A 13611-nucleotide genomic window follows, 5' to 3' on the forward strand; every position below is an offset into this window, starting at 1 on the left:
GCTATATTTTATGTTGGTTTAAAGCTTTAGTTTGTCTAAATCGTTGTAATGTACTTTATCTTTTATTGTACCTCTTTCCAAAATCAAAATGGCTGGATTGGAACGCACAATGGTCTTTAATGTAGTCTCATCTGTAAAATAAAACTCGAAATCAAGACTATACTCCTTAGTAGTAGAGTTTGCCTTATCCGTACCAGAAGCTGACATACCAATCACTTTATATCCTTTGGAAATAGCTTCGTCAGTTGTTCTCTTGATTTCTTTAAAAGCTTCATAATTACTTTTGGCTAAGTCATAAGCAATTACCATAACCAGTTTGTCTTCATTCATGAGCAAAGAGGTCAGGTCTTCACCATCTTTTTCAATAGTAAAATCATGAATTGGTGGTTCGTAGCCTTTTTGGATTTCAGTAGTTTCAACATCAACAAAGTCACCATCAACAGTTGGATAATCCCCGTTGGTTACCACTATTTTATCCTCTCCATTAACCTTAAAACGCCAAGCGTATTCATATAGGGCCTTTGGTGCATCGTCTGGAACGCTCATCCCCTCTTCGATATTAGCTCCTATTTTATAAGGTCTAAAATCCTTTGCCGGTAGATGGTATAATACATAATAACAAAAAACGCTACATCCCAACAAAGAGACTGCCATCACCATTGTTCCCTTTAAATTATTGAATAACGGTTTAATGTTTTTCACTTCAACTACCAAAACCACAATTAAGACCAGTAATATGATGTCTTTAGTAAATGATTCCCATGGTGTGAGCTTAACTGCATCCCCAAAGCAACCACAATCCGTAACCTTGTTGAAGTATGCGGAATAGAAAGTTAGAAAAGTAAAGAAAATTATCATTGCCAAGAGGCTCCAAACCGTGAATTTTGGTTTATATCCTATTAAAAGCATAATTCCCAATAGTACTTCTATAATCACAACTATAATTGCAATTGCTAAAGCATATGGCATAAAAACAGGTAAATCAAGCACTCCTTGGCTAAAATACTCCTCCAGTTTAAAAGAAAAACCAACCGGGTCATTCAGTTTTATCAATCCACTAATGATAAAAAGAATACCAACAAAGACTCTTGAAAAACCAACTAGATATTTCATTCTTATGATAGGTGAATTAATGCAAAAACTGCATAATTGATAATATCCTGATAATTGCCATCTATACCTTCGCTAACAAGTGTTTCACCCTTATTATCTTCTATTTGTTTTACGCGTAGCAATTTTTGCAAAATTAAATCTGTCAATGAGCTTACACGCATCTCTCTCCAAGCTTCACCATAATCATGGTTCTTATTCTCCATTAAAGTTTTGGTAAGCGTAGCTTTTTCATCATAAAGTGAGATAGCTTCGTTAATACTCAAATCTGGTTGTTCCGCAATCCCTTTATCAATCTGAATCAATGCCATTATCGAATAATTGATGATTCCTATAAATTCTGACTGTTCACCTTCATCTACTTTTCTAACCGAATTTTGTTGAAGCCCTCGAATTCGTTGAGCTTTTATAAAAATTTGATCTGTCAATGAAGGCAGTCGCAATATCCGCCATGCGGTGCCATAATCTTTTGTTTTTTTAAGGAACAATTCTCTACAGGTTTCAATTACTGTATCGTACTGTTTTGAAGTCTGCTGCATGTAAGCGCTTATTTGCGTAAATTTCAACTTTTATCAGTGCAAATGCACTTTGCCAAAGATAAACAAACCTAATAAAGCGTACATTTTTTATGACCATAAACTGTAAAGGAACCCTTGTAGATTTATCAAAGCCCAAAGTAATGGGAATTTTAAACCTTACCCCAGATTCTTTCTATGATGGTGGAAAATATAAGAATGAAGCTGGTATACTGAATCAAGTAGAAAAAATGCTTTTTGAGGGTGCATCATTTATAGATATTGGCGCTTATAGCTCAAGACCCGGTGCAGAACATATTTCTGAAGAAGAAGAGCTTTCGCGCATCACACCAATAGTTGAGGTGGTATTAAAAAAATATCCCTCCACATTAATTTCCATTGATACATTTAGAAGTAATGTAGCTTCTGAATGCATACAAATTGGAGCTGTTATAATTAACGATATTTCAGCTGGGAAACTTGATGAAAATATGTTGGATGCTGTTGCCAAACATCAAGTTCCATACATCATGATGCACATGAGGGGAAATCCACAGAACATGAAAGAAATGACAGATTATGATGACCTTTTAAAAGACATATTGTACTATTTCTCCGAAAGGGTGGCCACTGCAAGAACTAAAAAAATAAATGATGTTATCCTTGACCCAGGTTTTGGCTTTGCAAAGACCATTGAGCAAAACTTTGAATTATTGGCCAATCTCAATTTGTTTCAAAACTTTGATTTACCCATTCTAGCAGGATTGAGCAGGAAATCCATGATTTACAAATTACTTGACACAACTCCAGAAAATGCATTAAATGGAACAACTGCGCTACATATGAGTGCATTGGCTGGTGGCGCTAATTTTTTACGTGTTCATGATGTTAAAGAAGCAATGGAATGTGTTGTGCTTTTCAATGAACTAAACACCATGAAGAATTCCTGATTTGTTCTTTTAAAATTGTTAATTTTACAAAAACACAGCGTTTGGATTTTCTAAATTTTCTTGAATTTAAAATCACAGATTTTATAGATATTATCTTGGTCGCTGTACTACTCTACTATGTTTATAAGTTAGTTAGAGGCACAGTTGCCATCAATATTTTTATTGGTATTGTTATTGTTTGGGCACTTTGGAAACTTACCGAATTGCTACAAATGAAAATGATAAGCAGCATGGTCGGCGGATTTATGAACATTGGGCTAATAGCTTTGATAATTGTTTTTCAACAAGAAATCCGAAAATTTTTGCTCATGGTTGGGTCAACGAATTTTGCTTCTAAACGCAATTTTATAAGGCACTTTAAATTTTTGAGACAGGAAGGCTTACCAACCGATACCAATGTTGAGGCCATTATAAATGCTTGCGAAAAAATGGGAGTGAGCAAAACTGGAGCCATTTTGGTCATTGAGCGGACCAATAGTTTGGACTTTGTGAAATCTTCTGGAGATAAAATGAATATTGAAATCACCCAACCCATCATTGAAAGTATTTTTTATAAGAACAGTCCTTTACATGATGGTGCCGCTATCATACAGGACAATTATATTACGGCTACAAGGGTAATCTTACCTGTTTCCAATGAGCGTACCATACCACTCCGTTTTGGGCTGCGCCATCGTGCCGCTGTTGGCATCACTGAAAAAACAGACGCATTGTGTTTGGTAGTCAGTGAAGAAACTGGACTTATTTCCTATATAAAAAGTGGTGAATTCGTGCTTTATAAAAGTTTAGAAGAATTGACCGAAATGATTAAAAAGGATTTAGAGTAATGGTCTGTAAAACTTGTGAAAATAGTTTGCGATCAGATTTTAGCTATTGCCCAAGCTGTGGAGGAAAGGTAATTCGTAATCGATTGACCTTAAAAAATGTTTGGCAGGATTTAAAGTTTCAGGTATTTGATCTTGATAACACCCTATTTAAAACTATAAAGCATCTTTTTACCAAACCAGAAGTGGTAGTAGAGAGCTTTATTACTGGGGCACGTAAAAAATATATGAATCCAATTAGTTTTTTTGCAATTGCAATTACACTCTCTGGTCTGTTATTTTTTGTCTTAAGGGATGTTTACCATATAAATCTAGCTGAAAACAGTTTTAGTCAAGAGAATACTCCTAATATGGACTTTATTTTTGACTACCAAGCTTTACTTTCTTATCTGTTGATTCCCATATATGCTTTAATGACTTGGCTTCTGTTTTTAGACAACAGAAAGCTCAATTATACAGAACATTTAATTACAAATGCTTATACAACTGGACAAGCTTCATTTGTTCAAGTAGTTTTAGGACTCACCATTTTTAGCATTTTTGATTTTCGGTACGATATTTTTAATTGGTGTTTTTTAGTGCTTTCCATTACATATCAATTTTATGTCCTAAAGAAAATCCATAAAATTGGAATAGGTAGTGCGGTTATACGCGCCCTTGGTTACTTTTTCCTACTTGTCATAGTAATGATGGGAATTGGAATACTAATAGTTTTGATTGGACTATTGTCAGGAGCCATGAGTTTAGAAGACTTTAGACCAAAATAAACTAAGCAACCTCTTCTTCAGCTAAAAATTGAGCTTCATATAAATCGCTGTAGTACCCTCCTTTTTCTAACAATTCCTTGTGAGTGCCACTTTCAACAATTTGACCTTTATCCATTACCAAAATTTTATCTGCCTTTTTTATAGTCGCCAATCTATGGGCAATGATTATCGAAGTCCTTCCCTCGGTAATCTTATCCGTTGCCTGCTGTATCAATTGTTCAGAATAGGTATCTATAGATGATGTGGCTTCATCCAAAACGAGAACACTTGGATTACTGACATAAGCTCTCAAAAAGGCAATAAGCTGTCGTTGCCCACTAGAAAGCATTGTTCCCCGTTCTTTTACATTGTACTCATATCCACCTGGTAAACTAGAAATAAATTCATGCACTCCTATCTGTTTGGCAGCAGCTTCAATATCACTAACACTAACAGACTTATCCTTTAAAGAAATATTGTTCGCAATGGTATCAGCAAAAAGAAAAACGTCTTGCAGTACAACGGCTATGTGTGAACGAAGTGATTGTAACGTATACTCCTCAATATTAATATCATCAATAAAAATATCGCCTGAATTTATTTCATAAAAGCGGTTTAATAGATTGATAATGGTTGATTTACCTGCACCTGTAGAACCAACAATTGCTATAGTTTCGCCTGAATTTACATTAAAAGATATTCCGTGTAACACTTCTTCATCTTCCACATAACCAAACCGGACATTAGAAAATTTAATGTTTCCTTTCATATCCAACTTTTCTACGGTCCCGTCATTAACAATATGGCTTTCCGTATCCAGTATATTAAACACACGATTTGCAGCAACCATACCCATTTGCAAAGTATTGAACTTATCCGCTATTTGCCGTAACGGTCTAAAAAGCATTCCCGAAAAAAGAATGAACGTAAAAATATCCCCGTATTCACCAGCATCTATTCCTGTTACATTTTGCAATCCACCAAACCAAACAATAAGACCAATGCTTACAGCTCCCAACAATTCAGCTACCGCAAAGAATATAGAATTATACCATACCGTTCTTAACCAAGCATTTTGGTGCTTTTCATTAATATCCTTGAACTTTTCCTTTTCTATCTCCTCCCTATTGAACAATTGTACAATCTTCATCCCCGTAATACGTTCCTGAACAAAAGAATTGAGATTCGAAACCTGGGCTCTTACCTCAATAAATGCAGATTTCATAGCCTTTTGAAATAAACGAGTGGCATACAAGATCACTGGTAAAATTGCGAAAACTATCAACGCTAATTTCCAGTTCATTACTAGCATTATAACTGCAACTACTAGCATTTTTAAAAGATCAGCTACAATAACAAAAAAACCTTGACTAAAAATTTCCCCTATCCGCTGCATATCCGCAACAGCTCTTGTAACCAAAATACCAATGGAAGAATTGTCAAAATAGGTCATTTTAAAACCCATTATCTTTTCAAACAGACGTATTCTAATATCTTTAATAACAGATTCCCCTAAAAGGTTGGCGTAAAATGTAAAAAGTAATTGGCATGTAACCTCACCAATAAGTACTCCAAACATAGCAATGACCAAAAGCAAAAGTCGCTCCTGGTCTTTGTTGGTAATGGCATTATCTACAATATCTCCAATAATCAAAGGAGTGAAAACTGCAAAGGCAGAAAGCAATATGGCAATTAAGGCCACTCCATAAAACGTTAACCTATATGGCTTTGTATGTTGAAAAACACGCTTAAACAATCCAAAATCAAATGCTTTTCCAGTTTCTTTATCTTGACTCATCAACTATCGTTTTTGGATATAAAACCTTGGTTAAATATAGCCCTTTTGCAGGTACAGAAACACCTGCCCTACCCCTATCTTTACTTTCAATAATTTCTTTAATGGTTTCGGGTGTTATTTTGCCCAGTCCCACATCTAGCAAAGTACCAACTATTGCCCGTACCATATTTCTTAAAAACCTATCAGCGGTAATGGTAAATATCAGCTTATGATCTTCTAATTTCCAAACAGCTTTTTTAACCTTACAAATAAAGGTTTTTACATCTGTATTCGATTTAGAAAAGCACTCAAAATCTTCGTAATCCAGTAAATTTTCTGCAGCTTTATTCATGGAGTCAACATCTAAAGATTTCCATATGTAATGCGCTGCATCAAAAAGAAATGGGTTTTTATCTTGGGTTATCCAATACTCATACGTCCGTTCCAATGCATCAAATCGTGCATGTGCTTCTTCATGAACATCAAAAATAGACTTGACTAATATATCTGTAGGCAGATAATTATTTAAACGATGAACAAGTTCACTTGAATTAGCAATATCTTGATGGTCAAAGTGCGCAAACATTTCTTTTGCATGAACACCGGCATCAGTTCTCCCAGCACCTACAACTGCAACTTTGGAACGCAACAAAGTAGACAAGCCTTCTTCTAAAACTTGTTGCACCGTAACTGCATTAGGTTGGTTTTGCCACCCATGATATGCTTTTCCGAAATAAGCAAATTGGATAAAATATCTCAAGGTAAACCGCTATTTTTAGCAAGGCAAAGATACTTTAATCATCATCAAGGCGAAGTTAGCTCTACTTTTTTAGCATATTTTTAGCGTTATGACCAAAATCCTTCTTCTTTCAGACACTCACGGTTATTTGGACAATGCTATTATTAAATATGTTCGGCAAGCTGATGAAATCTGGCACGCTGGTGACATTGGTAGTCTTGATGTCACAGATAGCATGAAGTCATTAAAACCTGTAAGAGGAGTTTATGGCAATATTGATGACCATGTGATACAAAAAGAATTCCCAGAGCATAACCGTTTTTTTTGTGAAGGGGTTGATGTTTGGATTACCCATATAGGTGGATATCCCACCAAATACAATGTGCGCGTACGGGAAGAAATTAAAAGGAACCCACCAAAGCTATTTATTTGCGGTCATTCCCATATCCTTAAAGTAATGCATGACAAAAGATATGATTTGTTGCACATGAATCCTGGGGCATGTGGGAAACATGGATTTCATCAAGTTAGGACAATGTTACGGTTTGTAATTGACGGTGAAAAAATAAGTGATTTGGAAGTTATTGAACTAGGTAATAGATAGTAAATGAAAAAAATCATTTTTGCATGTGTTCTTCTTACCCTTTTGGGGTGTAATGGACAATCAAAAACAGTTTTAGAAGCAAAAGTCTCAATTATTGTTTTGGGAACTGTACAGGATGCAGGGAGTCCACATATTGGATGTAAAAAAGAGTGTTGTTCATTTTTATTCTCAAATCCTGATACTACAAGAAAGGTTGTCTCTTTAGGGCTCGTTGACCACGAAAAAGAACAAACTTTTTTGTTTGAAGCCACACCGGACATAACTGCGCAATTAAAATTGCTTAGAGAATATTCCAAAACTGCAAACATAGTTCCAAACGGCATCTTTTTAACACACGCTCATATTGGGCATTATACAGGCTTAATGTATTTAGGGCGTGAAGCACTTGGTGCAAAAAACGCTAAGGTTTATGCCATGCCAAAAATGAAAGCTTTTTTGAAAAAAAATGGTCCCTGGAATCAGTTGGTGAATTTGAATAATATATCCACTCAAGAATTAATAAATGAAAAGGAAATTAAGCTCACAACAAATCTAAAAGTAATCCCCTTTTTAGTTCCACACCGAGATGAATTTTCAGAAACTGTAGGCTATAAAATTATTGGTCCTAAAAAATCATTGTTGTTTGTTCCAGATATTGATAAATGGAGTAAATGGGAAAAGGATATTGTTGAAGAAATCAAAAAAGTAGATTATGCATTTTTAGATGCTACTTTTTTTTATGGCGAAGAACTAAATAATCGTAGTATCTCAGAAATTCCTCACCCATTCATTGTGGAAAGTATGGAGCTTTTTAAAAACCTTCCAGAATCTGAAAAGCAGAAAATTCATTTTATTCATTTCAACCACACCAATCCAGTTTTAGATAAAGAAAGTGAACAGGCAACTATGGTATTAAAGCAAGGTTTTCATATAGCAAACTTCGGTCAAACTATTCGTTTATAAATTATATTTCATAGCTGTAAGAAAATAGATTTCTACCGTCTAAGGAATTAAATAATTTTTAAACAAAACATGAAAACACAAAATTTGAAACTCATCGCAATTGCTTTTCTTTTCATTCTTACCTCGTGCGTAGAAAAAGAAAAGAAAACAGAAGAAAAAGTTGAAGCCGTTGCTGAGAAAATGGAAGTACCTGCTTATAGTACAGATGACCCTCAAAGCATGTTAGCTGCAATTGAATATTCCCATGGTGGTTGGGGAGACCTTTGGAAAAAGAAAGATGTACAATACACTTATAATTACCATAGCCCAGATGCCAACAAAACAGATATTTCTATAGAACGCTATATTTTTAATTCTGAAGCATCTTACGGTCATTACACCAAACACGAAATCAATGTGATGCCTGGGGTTGCAGGAGAAGTTACACAGTGCTTTGATGGGAAGGAAACCATTGTTCTAGTGGATGGCGCCAAAAATACAGACCAACAGGCTAATATTGTTGGAGACTTTTTAAGAAAAGCAAACTATTTCTGGTTTGTAATGCCTTATAAGCTTAATGACAAGGGGACAATGACAACGTACATAGGTCAAGAAGAATTAAATGGAACAACTTATGACAAATTAAATGTTACTTATGATCCAACCATTACTGGTAAAGAGCAGAATGATATTTATATCCTTTATGTAAATCCAAAAACTAAACTAATAGACCGTTTTTATTTTTCACTGCCTTTTATGGGGGTAAATGAGCCTTTAATTATAGCTGATTACGAGTATGAGGATGTAGAAGGCCAAATGATAGCAACTAAACGTAGTTATTACATGCCAAGTGAAAATGGATATGCAGAATCTCCAAACCTAATTCAAACACTTACAGATATTTCTTTTAACAATGGATTTACTACAGCTAATCTAATGGTATCTGCAAATTAGATTGAAAGGAAGTTGCAGTGTTACTTTATAAAATTGAAACAAAAAACCCCAATGCTTTGCATCGGGGTTTTACGCACTAATACTACTAAGATGTTAGGTTCAACGTAAACGATCAACAGATTTTACAAGATCTTCATCCTTTTTGATAGCTCTGTTGGCCAGAACTAGAAAAACGATAGAAAATACAGGAATCAGCATCCCAATACCCTTCTCAGAGACCGCCGTCTCTCCGGATAAGTTTAGCGATCGGTAAACGAAAAATCCTAGTAAAAAAAGATTTAATATCATGTTCAGCCTGTTCACAACAAATTGATTTTGTCTTTTTTTAAATAGAAAAATAGCTATTCCAGCTAATAAAGCTATAACGTAAAAAGCTATTGAAATCAACATTTCATTTTTAGCAAAAATTGCACCATTATCAGTTTCAACCCAGAGTTGAATAAAAAAAGGCACTACCCCAGCTAACAATGCTACTATTACCAAATATAACGTCTGAATTCTCTGAATCATTGCTTTTAAGCATTACAGAAGGCAAAAATACGTGTCTTTTCGATAAATAACAGTTCTTCTTTAAAAATAATTTGTATCATTGTACTGTTATTATCAAGTATACTTACCCAGGAATATCTTTCCTAACCGTAATACCAATAACATTTTACTTCAAAATTAGATACAAGTTTAACTTATCAATCATTTAATGTTCGAGATTTCAGATCTAAAAGCAAAAAAGCTACCTGAGCTACAAGAAATAGCAAAAGGTTTAAATATTCCCAAATTCAAGACTACCAAAAAGTTGGATTTGGTCTATCAAATTTTAGATGTACAAGCATCAAACCCTAAAGCTGTGGCAGAAACAAAACCTGCAGAAAACGCTCAAGAAGAAAAACCAAAGCCAAAACCTAGGCCAAGACAAACTAGAAAGCCAGAGGTAAAAGCTGATTCCAAAGCGCCTGCCACGGATAAAAGCAATCCTACCGAGGACAAAAGGGAGCCACAAAAAAATGCTCCAAATCAAAAAAGAGAGCACAAGCCAAACCAGAATCACAAAAATCAAAATCGAAGGTCTAACCAAAATCAACGTTCACAGCACGACAAGAAGAGTAGCAATTTTGATAAAGACTTAAAAAACCGCTATAAAGAACCTGAGTTTGAATTTGACAGTATTATTGAGAGCGAAGGTGTTCTTGATATTATGCAAGACGGTTACGGTTTTCTAAGATCATCTGACTATAATTATTTATCATCACCTGATGATATTTATGTGTCTCAATCCCAGATTCGTCTTTTTGGGCTAAAAACCGGAGATACTGTTCTAGGAAATGTTAGGCCACCAAAAGAGGGGGAAAAATACTTTCCTCTGATTAAAGTGAACAAAATCAATGGAATTGATCCTAAAATAGTTCGCGACCGTGTTTCTTTTGAACATTTAACTCCACTGTTCCCAGATGAGCGGTTTAAATTGGCAGAACGCCAAGCTTCTATTTCCACACGAATCATCGATTTGTTCTCACCGATTGGTAAAGGACAACGTGGTATGATAGTTTCCCAGCCAAAAACAGGTAAAACTATGTTGTTGAAGGATATTGCCAACGGAATTGCTGCCAATCATCCAGAAGTTTATCAAATTATCTTATTAATCGATGAACGCCCGGAAGAGGTTACGGACATGCAACGTAACGTTCGTGGTGAAGTAGTTGCATCAACCTTTGACAAAGAAGCAACAGAACATGTTCGAGTAGCCAATATTGTTTTAGAAAAAGCAAAACGCCTAGTGGAATGTGGGCATGATGTAGTTATCCTTTTAGATTCCATAACGCGTTTGGCGAGGGCATATAATACAGTACAACCAGCTTCAGGTAAAGTATTGAGTGGTGGTGTAGATGCAAATGCATTGCACAAGCCCAAACGCTTCTTTGGTGCTGCACGTAATATTGAAGGCGGTGGTTCTTTATCTATAATTGCAACTGCACTTACGGAAACCGGCTCCAAAATGGACGAAGTAATTTTTGAGGAGTTTAAAGGAACTGGTAACATGGAATTGCAATTGGATCGTAAAATTGCCAATAGAAGAATATTCCCTGCCATTGACCTTACTTCTTCCAGTACGCGTAGAGATGATTTATTATTGGACGAATCTACAATACAGCGTATGTGGATAATGCGTAAATATCTAGCAGATATGAATCCTGTTGAAGCAATGGAATTTATAGAGCAACGCTTTAAGCAAACAAAGAATAATGAAGAGTTCTTAATGACTATGAACCAATAAGGTTTTAAAAACCAACTTCAAAAGCCAAAAGCCCAGCTAAATCAGTTGGGCTTTTTTGTGAGCTTATTTATGGAAAATAGTATCTTTAAGGTTAGGTTCCCCATATAATTATAAACATTTAACCCTATCACCTATGATAACACTTCAAAAATGTGCTTTGGCCTTTTCTGCCTCCTTATTCTTTGTAATTACTTCCTGTGTTGAAAAACCAAAAGAAGACAGGGACAAACCAGAACATGAAGAGCGTGAGGAAAATGATATAACCAAAGCCCCAGATGGAATCATCACACTAGAAGAGGCAAAAGAATTATGTGAAAACTATGAGACTAGGCGCTCTAGAGCTATTCTAAAGTTTGAAATGGAACAAAATCCCGAAAAAGAATTTATCCCAACACAGTTTATTGACTTTGATTTAAAGACCATAAAAAAGTACATAAAATATGTAGAGAAAAAGGCTAGAAAAGCCAAAGTAAAACCTGATAGCCTACGTATTTATCTGGGTAATTATGGTAAAGAGGGTAGAGATCCCAATAGAAACACCGTTTTTGTATTACCTACAGCTTCTATAAATGGTGAGCACGGTGGTTTTTATATTGATGGGGATGGCAATGCTAAACTTATTAGAAATTATTGGCCAGAAAATGGAGATGATAACGGACAAGGGTTGGAACAAAAATCAGAGGCAAGTTTTTTACCATCTTTAAATACATTACTTTACCAAGATGAAGATGAAAGTTTTATTTTAAATTATGGTAATGGTGGCCCTCCACCAACTGGTGATTTCTAAACTCTATGTCTCAAGAGCTTATTGATTTTTTAGGACAAAATTATTTTGTTTTAGTTTACGCGATAACTTTGGTTATTGCAATTTTTTATTATCGAAAATATTTTGATACTGAATTAAAATATTTTCCATTAATCATTGCCTACACATTTTTCAATGAGCTCTTAGGGTATTTCATTAGATATACCGACGGCTTTGCTTTTTTTCCAGAAAAAGAATATTTAAATGCCAACGATATAATTTATAATATATACTCCTTAATTTTCTTTGGTTTTTTCTATCATGTATATTGGAAGTTATTCAAAACAAACAAAAGGTGGATTTTATATGGCTCTATTATAATATTATTATCTTTTATAATAAGTTGTTTCTATCAAAACCCATTCTTGCAGAGTTTATATTATTCAATCGCATTGGGATCATTGTTTTTATTTGTCTTGGTAGTTTTCTACTTAATTGGTGCCAAACAAAGCTTAAAGTGGTCATTGCAAAAATATAATTTGATGTTCTGGGTGTCAATAGGTCTTGGTATCTTCTATTTGTTCTTTCCTACAATTTATTTAATCGGTTTCAAAAACTATGAACTATGGCAAAAATTAGAACTTAGAAATGTTTTGAAAATTCTCATAGTTTTAATGTATAGTTTATTTAGCATAGGATTTATTGTAAGTAAAAGAAAGGTATTTCATTAAATAAATAATTTGACTGATTTTCTGTTAAGTAGTTTTTTTATTCCCGTTTACTTTATCACATGGGTAATCTCCATGTTTACTTATAAGAAGTACTTTGATACGGTAATGCGTTTTTTTCCCATATTCATTGCCTATACTTTTTTTACAGAAATTTTAGGTTACTTCATTACCACTTACGAAGATTTTAGCTTTTTTACAGAAAAAGAATACTCATGGCATAATGTTATTATTTATAACCTCTACTCCTTTGTCACTTTCCTATTCTTTTTTTGGGTCTATTGGAAACTGGTTTCTTCCAAAAAATATAAAAGAACAATCTTGTTTGCTGCTGTATGTACGCTCCTTTCCTTTATAATAAGTGCATTTCTCCAGGATCCAATGCATACTGGGCTGTACTTTGCAGATATTATTGCCTCATATTCTCTGTTATTGACAATCATACTATATTTTAAAGAGAAAAGAAAAGAAGGCCATCCATTTGTGCAGAAAAACAATCTCATGTTTTGGGTGAGTATTGGTTTCTTTACTTTTTACTTAGCTTTCCCACACCTCTATTTTGTCGGTTTTGAAATGCCCGAAATCTGGATTAAATACCATTTTAGAAAAGTTTTACAAGTATTTATTGTTATCATGTACATACTCTTTTCTATTGGTTTGATACTGGGAAAAAGGAGTCATTTTAAATAAAAAGCCCCAACATTACTGTTGAGGCTCTAAATATACTGT

The 13611-nt window shown here is 34.5% G+C and carries 15 protein-coding genes; 10 read left to right on the plus strand and 5 right to left on the minus strand.

Annotated features, from left to right (window positions below):
- Positions 1-18 precede the first annotated feature (18 nt).
- Both AACP56_RS10575 and AACP56_RS10580 read right to left on the minus strand, forming a co-directional pair.
- Entirely contained in the window at positions 19-1113 is a 1095-nt protein-coding gene (locus AACP56_RS10575; protein WP_339338088.1) for a BT_3928 family protein, read from the minus strand.
- Between the two features lie 2 nt (positions 1114-1115).
- Positions 1116-1649, minus strand: a complete 534-nt coding sequence (locus AACP56_RS10580; RefSeq protein ID WP_339338086.1) for a DUF1599 domain-containing protein — start codon at positions 1647-1649, stop codon at positions 1116-1118.
- 89 nt (positions 1650-1738) lie between these two features.
- Between AACP56_RS10580 and folP the strand changes: the two genes are divergently transcribed.
- From folP to AACP56_RS10595, 3 genes are read left to right on the plus strand one after another with little or no spacing between them, the layout of a single operon-like run.
- Positions 1739-2575, plus strand: a complete 837-nt coding sequence (gene folP / locus AACP56_RS10585) for a dihydropteroate synthase (RefSeq protein WP_339338084.1) — start codon at positions 1739-1741, stop codon at positions 2573-2575.
- Positions 2576-2616: 41 nt separating this feature from the next.
- On the plus strand, positions 2617-3402 hold the full coding sequence (gene cdaA, locus AACP56_RS10590; protein ID WP_339338082.1) for a diadenylate cyclase CdaA: 786 nt from the start codon (positions 2617-2619) through the stop codon (positions 3400-3402).
- A 26-nt stretch (positions 3403-3428) separates the two neighbouring features.
- Entirely contained in the window at positions 3429-4166 is a 738-nt protein-coding gene (locus tag AACP56_RS10595) for a DUF3667 domain-containing protein (RefSeq protein ID WP_339338080.1), read from the plus strand.
- A gap of 1 nt (position 4167) precedes the next feature.
- Here AACP56_RS10595 and AACP56_RS10600 read toward each other — a convergent pair whose 3' ends face one another.
- Entirely contained in the window at positions 4168-5943 is a 1776-nt protein-coding gene (locus AACP56_RS10600; RefSeq protein WP_339338078.1) for an ABC transporter ATP-binding protein, read from the minus strand.
- Positions 5930-6682 (minus strand): tRNA pseudouridine(38-40) synthase TruA, encoded by a 753-nt coding sequence (gene truA / locus AACP56_RS10605; protein ID WP_339338076.1) that lies wholly within the window; start codon positions 6680-6682, stop codon positions 5930-5932. Before truA ends, AACP56_RS10600 begins: the two co-directional genes overlap by 14 nt.
- Positions 6683-6770: 88 nt before the next feature.
- On the opposite strand from truA, the gene AACP56_RS10610 reads away from it, so the two are divergent.
- The 3 genes from AACP56_RS10610 (at position 6771) to AACP56_RS10620 (ending at position 9140) form a co-directional block, all read left to right on the plus strand.
- Positions 6771-7265 (plus strand): metallophosphoesterase family protein, encoded by a 495-nt coding sequence (locus AACP56_RS10610; RefSeq protein ID WP_339338074.1) that lies wholly within the window; start codon positions 6771-6773, stop codon positions 7263-7265.
- Between the two features lie 3 nt (positions 7266-7268).
- Positions 7269-8207, plus strand: coding sequence for an MBL fold metallo-hydrolase (locus AACP56_RS10615; RefSeq protein WP_339338072.1), 939 nt, complete (start codon positions 7269-7271; stop codon positions 8205-8207).
- Between the two features lie 69 nt (positions 8208-8276).
- Positions 8277-9140, plus strand: a complete 864-nt coding sequence (locus tag AACP56_RS10620; RefSeq protein ID WP_339338070.1) for a DUF6503 family protein — start codon at positions 8277-8279, stop codon at positions 9138-9140.
- Between the two features lie 99 nt (positions 9141-9239).
- On the opposite strand, the gene AACP56_RS10625 is transcribed toward AACP56_RS10620, so the two are convergent.
- On the minus strand, positions 9240-9650 hold the full coding sequence (locus tag AACP56_RS10625; protein ID WP_339338068.1) for a DUF4293 domain-containing protein: 411 nt from the start codon (positions 9648-9650) through the stop codon (positions 9240-9242).
- Between the two features lie 187 nt (positions 9651-9837).
- Between AACP56_RS10625 and rho the strand changes: the two genes are divergently transcribed.
- The 4 genes from rho (at position 9838) to AACP56_RS10645 (ending at position 13572) form a co-directional block, all read left to right on the plus strand.
- Positions 9838-11409, plus strand: a complete 1572-nt coding sequence (gene rho, locus AACP56_RS10630) for a transcription termination factor Rho (protein ID WP_339338066.1) — start codon at positions 9838-9840, stop codon at positions 11407-11409.
- Between the two features lie 133 nt (positions 11410-11542).
- The gene (locus AACP56_RS10635; RefSeq protein ID WP_339338064.1) at positions 11543-12196 is read left to right on the plus strand and encodes a hypothetical protein; all 654 of its coding nucleotides are present in this window, start codon (positions 11543-11545) and stop codon (positions 12194-12196) included.
- A 5-nt stretch (positions 12197-12201) separates the two neighbouring features.
- Positions 12202-12885, plus strand: coding sequence for a hypothetical protein (locus AACP56_RS10640; protein ID WP_339338062.1), 684 nt, complete (start codon positions 12202-12204; stop codon positions 12883-12885).
- 9 nt (positions 12886-12894) lie between these two features.
- Positions 12895-13572 (plus strand): hypothetical protein, encoded by a 678-nt coding sequence (locus AACP56_RS10645; protein ID WP_339338060.1) that lies wholly within the window; start codon positions 12895-12897, stop codon positions 13570-13572.
- Positions 13573-13611: the final 39 nt, after the last annotated feature.

Origin of the sequence: Croceitalea sp. MTPC6 (genome assembly GCF_036985525.1) — a bacterium.
In the GTDB taxonomy this organism is placed as follows: domain Bacteria; phylum Bacteroidota; class Bacteroidia; order Flavobacteriales; family Flavobacteriaceae; genus Croceitalea.

Coding starts and splice junctions, on each gene's coding strand:
- AACP56_RS10575 (WP_339338088.1), bottom strand. CDS start 1,113: ATGAAATATCTAGTTGGTTTTTCAAGAGTCTTTGTTGGTATTCTTTTT.
- AACP56_RS10580 (WP_339338086.1), bottom strand. CDS start 1,649: ATGCAGCAGACTTCAAAACAGTACGATACAGTAATTGAAACCTGTAGA.
- folP (WP_339338084.1), top strand. CDS start 1,739: ATGACCATAAACTGTAAAGGAACCCTTGTAGATTTATCAAAGCCCAAA.
- AACP56_RS10600 (WP_339338078.1), bottom strand. CDS start 5,943: ATGAGTCAAGATAAAGAAACTGGAAAAGCATTTGATTTTGGATTGTTT.
- AACP56_RS10610 (WP_339338074.1), top strand. CDS start 6,771: ATGACCAAAATCCTTCTTCTTTCAGACACTCACGGTTATTTGGACAAT.
- AACP56_RS10615 (WP_339338072.1), top strand. CDS start 7,269: ATGAAAAAAATCATTTTTGCATGTGTTCTTCTTACCCTTTTGGGGTGT.
- AACP56_RS10620 (WP_339338070.1), top strand. CDS start 8,277: ATGAAAACACAAAATTTGAAACTCATCGCAATTGCTTTTCTTTTCATT.
- AACP56_RS10625 (WP_339338068.1), bottom strand. CDS start 9,650: ATGATTCAGAGAATTCAGACGTTATATTTGGTAATAGTAGCATTGTTA.
- rho (WP_339338066.1), top strand. CDS start 9,838: ATGTTCGAGATTTCAGATCTAAAAGCAAAAAAGCTACCTGAGCTACAA.
- AACP56_RS10635 (WP_339338064.1), top strand. CDS start 11,543: ATGATAACACTTCAAAAATGTGCTTTGGCCTTTTCTGCCTCCTTATTC.
- AACP56_RS10640 (WP_339338062.1), top strand. CDS start 12,202: ATGTCTCAAGAGCTTATTGATTTTTTAGGACAAAATTATTTTGTTTTA.